Raw genomic sequence first — 13,998 nt, 5'->3', positions numbered from 1 at the left:
TCTAGCTCAATTATTCATATCAGTGATATTTACAAATGCGAATAGCGAATAACCAATCAATGACAGACGTGATTATTGCGGAGAAAACGACGGGGCAGGAAAGGGGAAAACGCCACTCAAAGCGCGGCGATATTGGCAGTAATAGCAGCGAGAACGTCACGGGCGACGGCGATGTTGTTTTCAGGAATGCCTTCCATTACGCGAATTAAAATGTCATCCGTCATACTGCGCACCTGATTCGCCAGTTCGGTCCCGGTTTCGGTCAGTTTGATGTCTTTTGAACGGCGATCGTTTTCGCCAGGGCAACGTTCCAGCAAACCCAGTTGTGCAAGGCTGTCAAACAGGCGGATTGCAGTAGGGTGCTCAACTTCCAGCAACGCCGTCAGCTCGCCCTGTGGCAAACGTCCTTTGGCGGCTTCGAGATGCAATAAAACCTGCCCGCGCGCGAGAGTCAGCCCGATGGTTTTAAAACGGGCATCGCAGTAAGTGCGCAACTGACGGCCAATATGAATGGTTTCCGGGAGGAAGCGCAGGGTAGGCGAAGCGGCTTCCGGTCGGGGGTGTAATGTGGTCACAGGATCCTCACAGTCGGTACTTTTGATGGCGTCAGGTTAGCAGGATATGTGACTTTTGCCACAAAAGAGAGGAATGAGGTGAAAATTTGAGACAACAGGAAGGCATAAAACCGCGACGATAATCTGTGTTTATCAGTTTCAGAAAGGTATTATTTTTAAAGCAATAAAAAACACATATGACCTACTCGGGAGAATAAATCATGCAACCTGTCATCAATATGATCACGCTTGGCGTTAAAGATTTGGCCGTCGCCACGGAGTTTTATCAACACGGATTAGGCTTTCCAAAAGTCGTTATCGATTCCGACGGAGTGAGTTTCTTTGAGCTGGCAGGGGCGTGGTTATCGCTGTTTCCGTGGGAGGAGCTGGCGAAAGATGCACAGGTGAGTGCCAGCGGTGAAGGTTTTCGCGGTATGGCGCTGGCGCAAACCGTTGCCAGCGAAGCGAAGGTGGATGCAATCCTCAGGCAGGCAGTCAAAGCCGGAGGCACGCTAATCAAGCCAGGCCAGAAAGTGTTCTGGGGCGGATATTCCGGCTATTTCGCCGATCCGGACGGACATCTGTGGGAAATAGCCTATAACCCGTTTATGAACATCGGGCCGAAGGAAGAGTAAACGGGCAGGGCCTCCATCAGCGCATTTGAAGAAAACGCATCCAATTAGTTACAACATACAAGTGTTGGCGTTTAAAAATATCATCGTCGTCTGTGATATCAGGCAACACGCTTATTCCAAGGTGTTGCCTGATAAAGTTTAGCAGAAACAGAGGGTTATAAACCGCGTTTTTCCATCAATACCGCCAGATCGACCAGGCGGTTTGAGAATCCCCATTCGTTATCATACCAGGCTAAAATTTTCACCAGTTTGCCGCCGATAACCAGGGTGGAAAGCCCATCGATGATGGAAGAGCGCGGATCTCCACGATAATCGCTCGAGACAAGCGGTTCATCACTGTACCCGAGGATGCCTTTCAGCGGGCCGGATTCAGCCGCCTGACGGAACGCCGCATTGATTTCTTCAACCGTCGCTTCACGTTTCAGGTTCACCGTCAGATCGACAATCGATACCACAGGAACCGGTACGCGCAGGGAATAACCGGTCATACGGCCGGCGAGTTCCGGGATCACTTTACCGATGGCCTTCGCCGCGCCGCTGGAATACGGCACAATCGAAACAGCCGCGGCACGCGCACCGCGTAAATCTTTTTCCGGCTGGTCGTGAAGCGCCTGACTGTTCGTGTAAGCGTGGGTGGTATTCATCAAACCATGCTCAATCCCGAAGGTCTGATGAAGAACCTGCGCCGCCGGAGCCAGACCGTTAGTGGTGCAACTGCCATTGCTGACGACTTTGTGTTTAGCCGGGTCATACTGGTCATCATTAACGCCCAGTACGAGAGTGATGTCCTCATCCTTACCCGGTGCGGAAATGATCACCCGCTTCGCGCCGCCGTGCGTAATGTGTACTTCGGCTTTGGCTTTATCCGTGAAGAAACCGGTGGCTTCAATCACGATATCTACCCCTGCGCTGCTCCACGGAATCGCGGCCGGATCTCTTTCTGAGAATACGCGAACCGTTTTACCGTCCACCCGTAACTCGCCTTCGCCTGCTTCGACGGTGGCGTTTAACGTGCCTGCGAGAGAATCATATTTAAGAAGATGGGCAAGGGTTTTACTGTCGGTGAGATCGTTAATCGCCACCACCTGAAAGTCATCGCGTCCCAGAGCGGCGCGCAAGACATTTCGACCAATTCTGCCGAATCCATTGATACCAACGTTGACCATGATGCACTCCTTAGTTTACGGAACTGCATTCACTGTATGCCGGTAGCATGATGGCGTAAATGACAATAAAAGATCTATTTACGCCAATTTGCGCGAACAGAAACGGTCGCGATATTCGGAAGGGGTAAGTTGCAAATTTCGTTCGAAAACACGGCGCAGATTCAGCCCGCCACCGAAACCGGTCATCAGGGCAATCTGCTCAATGCCCAGCGTGGTTTGTTCCAGTTTCTGTCTGGCGGCATTCAGGCGGATCTCCTCGACATATCTGGCCGGCGTGATGCCGGTTTCACGGGTAAAGACGCGGGTGAAATTACGCGGGCTCATGGCGACACGTTCAGCCATTTTCTCCACGGACAAATCCGCCGTGAGATTCTCCGGTAGCCAACATTGAAGATCGCGGACAGGGCCTTCAGCGGCCTCGTTTAACAAGTACCGGCTGAACTGAGCCTGATTGCCGGGCCTGCGCAGAAACATCACCAGATCCTGTGCCACGTCGCGAGCCAGGCTGAAACCGTGATCATCCTCGATAAGGGCGAGGGTGAGATCAAATCCTGAACTGACGCCGCCGGACGTCCAAACGTTGCCGTCCTGAACATAGATCGGCCCGCGTTCGACAATGATGGAAGGGTAAGTCGATTGTAAAGTATCGAGTAGCCGCCAGTGCGTGGTTGCATGGCGACCATCAAGAAGCCCGGTTTGAGCCAGCAACATCGCGCCGCCGCAAATAGAAATCACGCGTCCGGCATGAGGCGCCGCACGCTTCAGCCACTGAACCACATCCGAACCTTCTTCTTCGGTCAGGCCTTTGCCAGTGATAAGGACAGTATCGCGCGGAACCTGCGGGTCGAGATCGCACAAACGATGATCGGCCAGCAGATTTAGCCCTGAAACTCCATGAACGACGCGGTGCGGTTGCGTTGTTGCCACCGTGACATGATAAGCCGGTTTTGGATCGTCTTCAGACCTCAGGCGATTTGCCTGCATCAGAATATCGGCGATACCGGCCGCTTCAAATAACATGCCCCCGTCGGGGACGATAATCAGAAAGGTATGCATGGCATTAAAAATACTTCCTGTACTAAATAAGTCAAGGAACGCTGCCTGAAAATCAAAAAGAGCAGGGCGCAGCGAGGTGCATTTCTCGGGCAATCATCCGTCAGTCAGGCGCAATTTCTATAAAAACGCCAATTAATACATGACCCTCCGCGGCGATAGAGGTATCTTGTCTGCGCCATTAATCCCTCCAGCTAAACACGGGTATTTCATGACGTCATTACTCAAAAATCCGACCCGCGCAGGCATACTGATTATGCTGATGATCCTGGCTGGCTGCTCGGGAAAACCACACTATAAAAAATATGACTCGCACGCTTTTGACGATGAAATTGAAGATGCCGCTGACAAATACAAAGTTGACCGAAAACTGGTGAAAGCCATTATTCAGGTCGAATCCAGCTACAATCCGAAAGCGGTAAGTCCTTCAAATGCCATCGGTTTGATGCAACTGAAAGCCTCTACCAGCGGCTGCGACGCTTACCGTTATAAAGGAAAACGGGGTTGCCCGGACGATGATGATTTGCTGGATCCTGAAACCAATATTGATTTGGGCACGGCATATATCAGCGCATTACAGCATCAACAACTAAACTGGATTAATGATCCGGTCACACGCCGTTACGCCACAGAAGTGGCTTATGCCAATGGTGCGGGCGCATTGCTGCGGACATTTTCCAGCAACCGCCAGACCGCCATCAGCCTGATCAACCAGCTTTCACCGGAAGCATTTCACTGGCATGTCCGTCAGTACCATCCGGCAGCGCAGGCGCCGAGATACATGGCGAAAGTTGAAAAAGTTTACGCAGGTTTATAGCGAATAACACATCACATCAGAGAGTGCGCTACGTAAAATCTGCAGCATTATGGTACTGCTCATTTCTCAGATTTCACGTAGCGCGATCATTTCACATGGCGAATTTTTTGCCGATAAAGAGGAAATCTCATGACAGGTAATATGTTTGCTGATTTTCCCCATGATGTCGCCAGCCGAAATGCCGAATCCTTCGAAGCCTTGTTAACGCATCAAGACGTACGCATCGAGCGGATCATTTCAAGCGGTCAGTCGAGCCCGTCGGATTTCTGGTATTGCCAGCCACAAAGCGAGTGGGTGATGCTGATGCAAGGTTCAGCAGGTTTGCGATTTGAGCACGAACCGGATGAACGTGTTTTACGAGCCGGGGACTTTATGAATATTCCCGCATACTGCAAACACCGCGTCGAATGGACAGACGCTAAAGAAACCACGATCTGGCTGGCCGTTCATTATGGTGATGAAAAGCCAGAGAATAAGGCAGGTGAGGTGTCACGGTAACGGGGTAAAGGATGGAAAGCGATAATGCAGTTCCTATTTAACATAATCATGATTATGCGCACCAAAGCTTTGGTAGCCAAATTGAGATGTCCGCTTACGGCTAATTTCAAATGTCCGCTTTATTGTCGTTGTTCCGGGTATTTTATCCTCTGAGGACACGACTGATGACGACATACACTTCGGCGTTTTTCACGATTAATGAAGTTAACCGCCTCTGATTTTGCAGGATGTCATTGATAACAGACTGGCCACACGTCTGGCCGCGCTGCGGCTCAACATTACTGACCGTCGGTTGGTGAAGGAGCTGCGTTTGAGGAATATCAGCACACCGGGAGAAGCTAATGCCTTTGCCGAAGAGTATATGGCTGACTATAATCGGCGTTTTGCCAAGCCGCCGCGCCATGACTTTGACGTTCACCGCCCGCTGGAACTAGAGGATGTTCTGGATGCTATTTTCACATGGCGCGAACCGCGCCGCATCTCAAAAAGTCTGACATTACAATATGATAAGATATTGTATTTACTTGAGGATAACGAACTAAGCCGACGTTTTCAGGGCAAATACGCAGAGGTCTGGCAATACCCGAATGGCACGATTGAGCTGCGTGCAAACGGTACTTCCCTGCCCTTCACCACTTATGATCGGCTGGGAGATATTGATCAGGGAGCAATCGTGGACAACAAGCGACTGGGCCGGATGCTGCAGATAAAAAACTGGTGCAGGAACAGCGGGAGAACACGCGCTCACAGGCACTGCCACGTCAGGATGTAGAAGCATCGAGAAAAAATAACCGGATAAAAAGTCTCAGCGCTCGCTGAATCAGGACGACATTCTGGAGGCTTTGACGCAGTTACAAACGCAGTCAGCATCAATCTTTGATAAACCAGGCTAAACCAGAGGGTGTTTTATCAGACGGACATTTTAACTTAGCTAAAAGGCGAACATTTAAAACCAGCCTAAACAAATATTGTGAGTCCCATTTGATAATGTCACTTTTTAGCTAGTTTATAATGCCCCCTGGGCCTGCAACCCACCCGATCTTTCAGGGATACTTTCAGTGATGTTGGTGACTATCTTAGGAAAAGAACTTTGCAGACTTACGGTTATCTAGGCCATTATCGAAATTCATGTGTTCAATGCTGATAATATGATTGCCTGCAATTTAATGAACATAAAGTATATGAATTTATGTATAAACGCCCACATCTTGTCATATAAATAATTACCAAAATACGAATTTAAATATATCAATAAATCAGAGGAGATTTTTAATGGGCATTAAACCTGGGCCAAAACCGGTAGCCAAATCGACTGGTAAAGAAGATAAAAGGCAGCGCGTAACTCCAGAAAGTAAACTAAGAGCCCCATCTAGCAAAGGACACCAAATTTCTTTTGATTCCGCAGACCAGCTGGCTGAACAAGTAGCCGCGTTGACAGAGAAAAGAAAATAATGGCAGATCCGACAACTGTTGTGGTTACCGTTTCATGGACATTACGAGACATACTTTACACTGTAGGTGTTGGTGTTTCGTTGCTTGCGGCTGGAGTCTCAGTATTCAGCGCTCATCGAACCGTAAAGAGAGACCTCAACTCATTAGGTGATTCAGAGCTAAAAACTCTTGAAATGATAACAAAATCGGAAACTGAGTTTGCTAAGTACAATGCCGATATAATGAAAGCTAAAGAAGAAAAAGGTGATGGCTACTACATGAGCGAGTCTGTGAAAGCACTTCGGAATTTTCATCTTCATAATGTGCTTAATTCCTATGAAGTATCGTGTCAGCGTTTTCGCGATGGAAAAATGGATAAGGGTCGTTTCGAAAAGACCTATGGACACCGTATCGGCAAAGTCTGCTCTAGTCCTGTCTATGGGCCGGTAATTAATGCATCACCTCTGAACTTTAGTGCTTTGTTGAAAACAAATATTCAGTTTAATGATCCAGAAGTCTGACCCTGTCAATTTTCAATTGATAGTGTGATGTGAATCTAGGTTTGGAGCAGGAAATTATTCTGTTATTTCCTGTTCGCTCCTATCCCATTTATATTCATTCCCTCTATTATGACCCTCCCCGTACTCATAAGTTAGCCAAATGCCGAAAATAAAAATAAGGGCGACAATAATATTTCCAACTACCCTGCCGTGTTTCATCATAAAGGTTTTTTTGGGGCGGCAACGTGCAATCAAGTCATTTAGATCTTCTCTGCTGAAAAAGCCTCTATCTGTGAGTTCAAATTGATATATTTGCCTAGGCTCATCCGAAAAACTGAAATATGCAGTATTTTCTTTTACCATAAAAAAACACCTCATCTTACAGTTTAGTAAATGGTAAGACTCGACTTGTTCCTTTTTACGGCATGAAACCGCAAAACAATGATTCTTTAACTGCATGATTAATAATTTATTTTTCATATTCTTGTGCTTGAAGGCTAACCATTTTAAAGCATTATAGTTGCTTTCTCATTTCTTGGTGAGAATCGGTCAGAGTTAAATCCGCCTATTCTTCAGAAAGGTGTCAGTTCTATCTTGCACAAAGAGGTGACACTTTAAAACTGCATTGACAAATATGTGCAGTAGCTAAATTGAGATGTCCGCTTATGGCTCATTTCAAATGTCCGCTTTATTGTCATTGTTCCGTGTATTTTATCCTCTGAGGACACGACTGATGACGGCATACGGTTCGGAGTTTTTCACGATGAATGAAGTTAATCGCCTGCAGATTTGAAACCGACGTAACGCCCGGTAATTCATCCAGCCCTGTCTGCCTGTCAGATTTTTGCCTGGTTGATCCTTGTAGAAAGCTCCTGATGGTTTTCTTTCCTTTCGCTGTAGCGGTCCGCCAGATAACCTGCATGTCCTTTCAGGATTAACGTAATTTTGAACAACTCTTCGACAACGTCCACAATTCTGTCATACCAGGCTGAGGGTTTCATGCGTCCTTCATCATCAAATTCCTGCCATGCCTTTGGCACAGACGACTGATTGGGAATGGTGAACATACGCATCCAGCGGGCAAGTATCCGCATCTGATTTACCGTGTTAAATGACTGTGAGCCGCCACAAACCTGCATCACGGCCAGTGTTTTACCCTGGGACGGACGAACAGCACCTTCACTTAAGGGTATCCAGTCAATCTGGGCCTTCATCACCGAACTCATGGCTCCATGCCTTTCCGGAGAACTCCAGACCATTCCATCACACCACCTGACCAGTTCGCGGAGTTCAAGCACTTTAGGGTGACTGTCCGGCGCATCATCAGGTAACGGCAGGCCAGATGGATTAAATATTTTCACCTCAGCGCCCATCCTTGCCAGCAACCGCCCCGCCTCTTCTGCTGCAAAACGGCTGTAGGAGCGTTCTCGTACCGATCCGTAAAGGATAAGAATACGTGGCATGGTTTCAGCGCCGTCCAGTAAATTACTGGCAATGGCCTCATCAAAGCACCCCGGTTCTATTGCTGGTAAGTGCGTCATAAAAAACTCTCTCTCTTGTAAGCTATGCTTTAAAACTTATCACATATGAAATATCATATGTATTGTTAATTTTATCGAGGTTAAGCATGCTACAGCCTGTTCAGCTTTTTAAACTGCTCGCCGATGAAACCCGTTCGACAATCTTACTGCTTCTCAGGGAATCCGGAGAAATGTGCGTCTGTGACATTTGTGGAGCCACAAACGAGTCTCAGCCGAAAATTTCCCGCCACATGGCTCTTTTGCGTGAGTCAGAGCTGGTCATCGACCGCCGTGAAGGAAAATGGGTGCATTACCGACTGTCACCCCATATGCCTGCATGGGCTGCCGGAATCATTGATATAGCCTGGAACTGTGAACGCGAACACATACGCAACAAGCTCCTTAGCGCAGCATCGGCCTCATGCTGAAGTCGATGTATATATACGAATAAACAAATATGAATGGGGTTTCTGATGTTACTGGCGGGTGCTATCTTTTTGTTTACGCTCGTCCTGGTTATCTGGCAACCCCGTGGACTGGGGATTGGCTGGAGTGCCATGCTGGGCGCAGGTCTGGCATTGCTGACTGGCGTCGTTCACCTGGGGGATATTCCGGTGGTTTGGCAGATAGTTTGGAATGCGACTGCCACCTTTATTGCCGTGATCATCATTAGTCTTTTACTCGATGAATCCGGTTTCTTTGAATGGGCCGCATTGCACGTTGCGCGTTGGGGAAATGGCCGGGGCCGGTTGCTCTTTACCTGGATTGTTCTGCTTGGCGCGATGGTCGCCGCACTGTTCGCCAACGACGGTGCCGCACTGATCCTGACGCCTATCGTCATCGCGATGCTGCTTGCGTTGGGATTCAGCCAGGGATCAACCTTAGCCTTTGTCATGGCCGCAGGGTTTATCGCTGACACGGCCAGCCTGCCGCTGATTGTCTCAAATCTGGTGAACATCGTCTCAGCAGATTTCTTTAAGCTTGGTTTCTCTGAATATGCAGCCGTGATGGTGCCGGTGAACCTGGCGGCCATTGCGACTACGCTTGTGATGTTGCATCTGTATTTCCGCAAAGACATTCCTGCCGTTTACGACGTTTCCCTGCTGAAAGAACCGAAAGATGCGATCCGTGATTTCGGGACTTTTAAAACCGGATGGCTGGTTCTGGTTTTGCTTCTGGTGGGGTTCTTCGGACTGGAGCCGCTGGGCGTTCCTGTCAGTCTGGTCGCGACTGCTGGTGCCCTGCTCCTGTTTGCTGTGGCGAAGAAAGGTCATGCCATTAACACAGGCAAGGTGTTACGAGGTGCGCCATGGCAAATCGTTATCTTCTCGCTGGGTATGTACCTGGTGGTCTACGGATTACGAAACGCCGGACTGACCCATTATCTTTCATCTGTGTTAAATCAGCTGGCAGAGCAAGGATTATGGGCGGCAACGCTGGGTACTGGCTTCCTTACAGCCTTCCTGTCCTCTGTAATGAACAATATGCCGACCGTGCTGGTCGGGGCACTGTCGATTGATGGCAGTACAGCAACCGGTGTTATCAAAGAAGCGATGATTTACGCCAACGTCATCGGCAGCGATCTGGGGCCTAAAATCACCCCTATCGGCAGCCTGGCAACATTGCTGTGGCTGCATGTTCTTTCGCAGAAAAACATCAAAATTACCTGGGGATATTACTTCCGGGTGGGGATTGTCATGACAATCCCCGTACTGTTTATCACGCTGGTAGCACTGGCACTGCGGTTGTCTGTATCACACTCACTCTTAAACCCATAACCCCGGAATGAGTCGCTTCCGGGGTTCAACCAGAGATCATGACTATGAGCAATGTGACTATTTATCATAATCCTGCCTGCGGGACATCACGCAATACCCTTGAGATGATCCGCAACAGTGGGATTGAACCCTCGGTTATTCTGTATCTGGAAACACCACCCACCCGCGAGGATCTTATAAAACTGATTACAGATATGGGGATCACGGTTCGGGCATTGTTGCGTAAAAATACAGAGCCTTATGAACAGTTAGAACTTGATAAAAATACACTCACTGATGATGAACTGATCGACGCCATACTCGCTCACCCAATTCTGATGAATCGTCCCGTTGTGGTCACGCCACTTGGGACATTGTTATGTCGACCATCAGAGAAGGTACTCGACATACTTCCGGAATTTCAAAAAGCAGCGTTCACAAAAGAAGACGGCGAAAAAGTTGTTGATAAAGAGGGTCATCGGCTGATCTGAAAGTCACTTTTGTCGTACAAGCCATGGGTGTTCACCGGAACATTTGTTTTTCAGACCCATTTATGAGCCGTTTACAATCCTTATTCGGCTCGTATAATGAGCCAATTAACGTCACTCATCGGCTCACAGGAACGTCAATGGATAACCGGGAATGGATTTGGCAATCACCTGACTGGCCTCAGTTCAACTGGGATGACGATGTCATTCAGCCACAATTGCGTCAGACACGCCTGAAAATGGGCAAACTGGTCGGTAAAGCGGAATCACGCCCCGGGCAGGATGCTGCTGAATATTCTCTCGATGCGATGCTGAGCAACATTCTTGCATCCTCCGCCATCGAGAATGAGCGGCTTGATGCCCATTCTGTCCGTTCTTCGCTGGCCAAACGCTTGGGGTTGACCTGGCATCTTCCGGGAACCACCACGGAACGATCAGAGGGTTTAGCCAAAATGATGATGGATGTATTCGATCCCGGCGCTGGCGAGCTGACTGAAACCCTTCTTTTTCAATGGCATTGCTGGTTATTTCCGGAGCCGGCCCCGGCTTTTTTAAGACGTGGAGATTGGCGCGGTGACGCAACAATGCGTGTTGTCTCAGGCCGGATCGGAAAGGAAAAGGTGCATTATCAGGCTCCGCCACGCGAACAACTTTCCGCTGAGCTGACAGCGTTTTTGCAATGGTATAATCAGTCACGATATCGCGCCGCTCTGGATCCCCTGCTTCACGCTGCGCTGGCTCATTTCTGGTTTATCACGCTGCATCCTTTTGAAGATGGGAACGGCCGGATCACCAGGGCACTGACCGACATGGCGTTATTTCAGGCTGACCATGAAAGTGTGCGTTTGTATGCCGTTTCGGAAGCCATTCTGAATCACCGTAAAGAGTATTATGACGTGCTCGAAGCTACACAGCGCGGAACGATGGATTTGACGGTCTGGCTTAGCTGGTTTCTGAAAATGCTCGAAACCAGCGTAGATACGGCGATCATGCGCATTGATCAGACGCTGGTTAAAACACTTTTCTGGCAGCTTCATCACAGTAACGGACTGCCCGTTGAACAGGTTAAAGTACTGAATCGTCTGCTGGACGGAGGCGAAAACGGGTTTGCCGAAGGGATCAACGCGGGTCAGTATCAGAAAGTGGCGAAAGTCAGTAAAGCGACGGCTACCCGCCATCTGGCTGATCTCGTTGCGCGGGGCTGTCTGACAAGAACCGCAGCGGGCGGACGCAGCAGCCGGTATAAAATCAACAACACCTTTTCACACCCTAATGGAAACTTTATGAAAAACATCACTTTTTATGGTCGCTTTGAGGCGGATATTCTTGCAGGCCGTAAAACGATTACACTGCGCGAAGCCAGCGATGCAAACTTTTCAGCCGGTGATAAGGTGCGGGTCAGCCGTTATGAAGATAATGTTTTTTTCTGCAATATCGAGATTATCAATGTGACGCCGGTGCAATTTGACGCGCTAAATGATACCCATGCGTTGCAGGAAAATATGACGTTGCCGGAACTGAAACAGGTCATCAGCGAGATTTATCCGGGGCTGAAAGAACTGTTTATGCTCGAGTTTCGCCATATTTAACGCTAAAAACGCGCCGTGCTAAAACCGGCGCGCCCTGCTCTTCTTCAGCCCTGCCAGCGCGACTGACGGATAATGGAACAGAAATTCCCCCTGATAAATTCAGGTTCTTTATCTGCAATAACGTCTGCTTTTACATTGCCGAAGGTCGTTTGCGGCTTATTTTTTATGCCGTCATAAAATGCCTGAATAATATCTTCTTTAAATGTCGCCGTGCGTGGATGTGTATTCACCACCGCATGGCGAACGTCCTCTTCATACGCCTGATAATTGATGCCGAGCACGTCCATTTCCACTCCTGCCGTGACCAGCGCGATCACCGGATCCATAAACTCGGGTATACCGGGCGTGGTATGCAGCGCGATGGCGGCCCAGACTTTGTCGATGTCCTGCCCGCTGATGCCATATTGCTGCATGAATTCACGCGCGGTATTGGCGCCGTCCACTTCAAAGCGCTTATCACAGCTGCAGTGTTCGTGGGTCAGCCCCATGTCATGGAACATGCAGCCAATATAAAGTAACTCGTGATCAACGTTTAACTGGCGAGCCTGCCCGGCGAGCGCGGCCCAGTAATATACCCGGCTGGAATGATGAAACAGCAATTCCGATTCGCTATCGCGAACCCGTTCTGTGGCTTCGCGGCACATTTTGCTGTCAGGTATACGGATGCCATTAATTGTGAGACTCATGATATTTCTCCTGTGGGATTGCATAAACCCAGCGTAAGCCGCAGGATGAATGTCATCAATCGACGTAGTAATACGATTTAAGACATTACGCCGTTCTGCGACAGGAAAACGATCAATGCCCAAACACATCATTATTCTGGCCGTCCCCGGCGTACAGATGCTGGACGTTTCCGGCCCGATGGATGTTTTCGCCGAGGCCAATCAGCAGCGTGGCCGCGAAGTGTATAAACTCAGCGTGATGGCGATAAACGACCCGATCGTTACCTCGTCTTCAGGCACCCGGATCCTGGCCGACATGATTCTGGACGCCCCGCTTCCCGATAATCTCGACACCTTTTTGGTCGCCGGTGCGCCCTTACTGAACACGTTTTCGAGCGACGATGCCTTAAAGAACAATCTCTGTCGCTGGAGCCAACATGCACAGCGTTTTGGCTCAGTGTGCAGCGGAGCTTTGTTGCTCGCCGCCGCAGGACTGCTGGATAACCGCCGCGTGACCACTCACTGGGCGGTTGCCGAAAAACTGAGTCAGGAATATCCACGGGTGTGTGTCGAAGCAGACGCTATTTTTATCGCTGACGGCGAACTGCGCACCGCTGCCGGTGTGACGTCAGGGCTGGATCTGGCGTTAAGTATGGTTGAGGAAGATCTCGGGCGGGAAACGGCGCGTAATGTGGCCGCTCAGCTGGTGATGTTTTTCAAACGCCCCGGCGGGCAGCTACAGTTCAGCCGTCACGGTCAGGCATCGCTGAGTGGCCGGGCTGCGTTGCAGGATGTTCAGCGCTGGGTGCTGAGTTCCCTGGACCAGCCGCACAATGTCAGCACGCTGGCACAACATATGGGGCTGAGTGCCCGCCACGTCACGCGGTTATTTAATCAGGAAATGAAACAATCACCGGCAGAATGGCTGGAACAGCAACGGGTATTTCATGCCCGCCAGATGCTCGAAACCGGCGGTCTTGCCATGAAACAGATTGCCTCGCAATGCGGATTTTCCAGCGTGGATATCTTACGGCGGGCCTTTATGCGCCAACTTAACGTGACACCGTCACAATATCAAAAACAGTTTGTGTGACTCACTATAGCCTGATAAATCAGGCCTCTGCGGCAACCTGCGCCCGCCTGAAACACTCAGGACGGTGAGTATTGATAAGGCCGGTGGCTTCCATCCAGGCATAAACAATTGTCGGACCGACAAACTTAAAACCGCGCTTTTTCAGGTCTTTCGAAATACGTTCTGACAGCGCATCTTTGGTGGGCACCGGCCCCACATGCTGAATGGCTTTACCGCCGATCTGCGTCCAAAT

Annotated in this window: 17 protein-coding genes and 2 pseudogenes; 12 read left to right on the top strand and 7 right to left on the bottom strand. The window is 49.4% G+C overall.

Going from position 1 to position 13,998, the window contains the following annotated elements:
- Window positions 1-116: 116 nt before the first annotated feature.
- A complete protein-coding gene (locus ED901_RS05970) occupies window positions 117-575 on the bottom strand; it encodes a MarR family winged helix-turn-helix transcriptional regulator (protein WP_122095299.1) in 459 nt (152 codons plus the stop codon).
- A gap of 200 nt (window positions 576-775) precedes the next feature.
- On the opposite strand from ED901_RS05970, the gene ED901_RS05965 reads away from it, so the two are divergent.
- Window positions 776-1,189 (top strand): VOC family protein, encoded by a 414-nt coding sequence (locus ED901_RS05965; RefSeq protein WP_122095298.1) that lies wholly within the window; start codon window positions 776-778, stop codon window positions 1,187-1,189.
- A gap of 155 nt (window positions 1,190-1,344) precedes the next feature.
- Here ED901_RS05965 and gap read toward each other — a convergent pair whose 3' ends face one another.
- Window positions 1,345-2,355 carry a type I glyceraldehyde-3-phosphate dehydrogenase gene (gap, locus tag ED901_RS05960; protein WP_056770608.1) on the bottom strand — a complete coding sequence of 337 codons (1,011 nt, stop codon included), beginning with the start codon at window positions 2,353-2,355 and terminating at the stop codon, window positions 1,345-1,347.
- Window positions 2,356-2,433: 78 nt separating this feature from the next.
- Complete coding sequence (locus ED901_RS05955) at window positions 2,434-3,411, bottom strand: GlxA family transcriptional regulator (protein WP_122095297.1); 978 nt, start codon at window positions 3,409-3,411, stop codon at window positions 2,434-2,436.
- Between the two features lie 208 nt (window positions 3,412-3,619).
- Between ED901_RS05955 and ED901_RS05950 the strand changes: the two genes are divergently transcribed.
- From ED901_RS05950 to ED901_RS05930, 5 genes and pseudogenes are all read left to right on the top strand, one after another.
- Window positions 3,620-4,225, top strand: coding sequence for a transglycosylase SLT domain-containing protein (locus ED901_RS05950; protein WP_056770600.1), 606 nt, complete (start codon window positions 3,620-3,622; stop codon window positions 4,223-4,225).
- 129 nt (window positions 4,226-4,354) lie between these two features.
- Window positions 4,355-4,723, top strand: a complete 369-nt coding sequence (locus ED901_RS05945) for a cupin (RefSeq protein ID WP_122095296.1) — start codon at window positions 4,355-4,357, stop codon at window positions 4,721-4,723.
- 253 nt (window positions 4,724-4,976) lie between these two features.
- Window positions 4,977-5,616, top strand: a pseudogene (locus tag ED901_RS05940) (ISNCY family transposase); the annotation flags it as partial.
- A gap of 379 nt (window positions 5,617-5,995) precedes the next feature.
- Window positions 5,996-6,175, top strand: a complete 180-nt coding sequence (locus ED901_RS05935) for a hypothetical protein (protein WP_122095295.1) — start codon at window positions 5,996-5,998, stop codon at window positions 6,173-6,175.
- Window positions 6,175-6,675: a hypothetical protein gene (locus ED901_RS05930; protein WP_122095294.1), complete on the top strand. Its 501-nt coding sequence runs from the start codon at window positions 6,175-6,177 to the stop codon at window positions 6,673-6,675. The genes ED901_RS05935 and ED901_RS05930 overlap by 1 nt, the downstream gene beginning before the upstream one ends.
- Window positions 6,676-6,729: 54 nt before the next feature.
- Here ED901_RS05930 and ED901_RS05925 read toward each other — a convergent pair whose 3' ends face one another.
- Entirely contained in the window at window positions 6,730-7,017 is a 288-nt protein-coding gene (locus tag ED901_RS05925) for a hypothetical protein (RefSeq protein WP_162997819.1), read from the bottom strand.
- A 473-nt stretch (window positions 7,018-7,490) separates the two neighbouring features.
- Entirely contained in the window at window positions 7,491-8,195 is a 705-nt protein-coding gene (gene arsH, locus ED901_RS05920) for an arsenical resistance protein ArsH (RefSeq protein WP_122095292.1), read from the bottom strand.
- An 86-nt stretch (window positions 8,196-8,281) separates the two neighbouring features.
- Between arsH and ED901_RS05915 the strand changes: the two genes are divergently transcribed.
- From ED901_RS05915 to yqfB, 5 genes and pseudogenes are all read left to right on the top strand, one after another.
- Window positions 8,282-8,602 carry a metalloregulator ArsR/SmtB family transcription factor gene (locus tag ED901_RS05915; RefSeq protein WP_122095291.1) on the top strand — a complete coding sequence of 107 codons (321 nt, stop codon included), beginning with the start codon at window positions 8,282-8,284 and terminating at the stop codon, window positions 8,600-8,602.
- A gap of 45 nt (window positions 8,603-8,647) precedes the next feature.
- Window positions 8,648-9,952, top strand: a complete 1,305-nt coding sequence (locus ED901_RS05910; RefSeq protein ID WP_122095290.1) for an arsenic transporter — start codon at window positions 8,648-8,650, stop codon at window positions 9,950-9,952.
- 44 nt (window positions 9,953-9,996) lie between these two features.
- A complete protein-coding gene (gene arsC / locus ED901_RS05905; protein ID WP_122095289.1) occupies window positions 9,997-10,422 on the top strand; it encodes a glutaredoxin-dependent arsenate reductase in 426 nt (141 codons plus the stop codon).
- 137 nt (window positions 10,423-10,559) lie between these two features.
- A pseudogene (locus ED901_RS05900) lies at window positions 10,560-11,666 on the top strand (Fic family protein); the annotation flags it as partial.
- 36 nt (window positions 11,667-11,702) lie between these two features.
- On the top strand, window positions 11,703-12,008 hold the full coding sequence (gene yqfB, locus ED901_RS25205) for a N(4)-acetylcytidine aminohydrolase (protein ID WP_205965083.1): 306 nt from the start codon (window positions 11,703-11,705) through the stop codon (window positions 12,006-12,008).
- Between the two features lie 44 nt (window positions 12,009-12,052).
- On the opposite strand, the gene ED901_RS05895 is transcribed toward yqfB, so the two are convergent.
- Window positions 12,053-12,694, bottom strand: coding sequence for an HD domain-containing protein (locus tag ED901_RS05895; RefSeq protein ID WP_122095287.1), 642 nt, complete (start codon window positions 12,692-12,694; stop codon window positions 12,053-12,055).
- A 115-nt stretch (window positions 12,695-12,809) separates the two neighbouring features.
- On the opposite strand from ED901_RS05895, the gene ED901_RS05890 reads away from it, so the two are divergent.
- Window positions 12,810-13,766: a GlxA family transcriptional regulator gene (locus ED901_RS05890; protein WP_122095286.1), complete on the top strand. Its 957-nt coding sequence runs from the start codon at window positions 12,810-12,812 to the stop codon at window positions 13,764-13,766.
- A gap of 19 nt (window positions 13,767-13,785) precedes the next feature.
- On the opposite strand, the gene ED901_RS05885 is transcribed toward ED901_RS05890, so the two are convergent.
- Window positions 13,786-13,998 (bottom strand): DNA-3-methyladenine glycosylase I (locus ED901_RS05885; protein ID WP_162997818.1); only part of this gene is annotated, 213 nt, incomplete at its 5' end.

Origin of the sequence: Rahnella sp. Larv3_ips (assembly GCF_003697865.1) — a bacterium.
Taxonomy (GTDB): domain Bacteria; phylum Pseudomonadota; class Gammaproteobacteria; order Enterobacterales; family Enterobacteriaceae; genus Rahnella; species Rahnella rivi.
The sequence above is the reverse complement of the archived record's forward strand: the minus strand, read 5'-3'. Positions and strand labels throughout refer to the sequence as shown.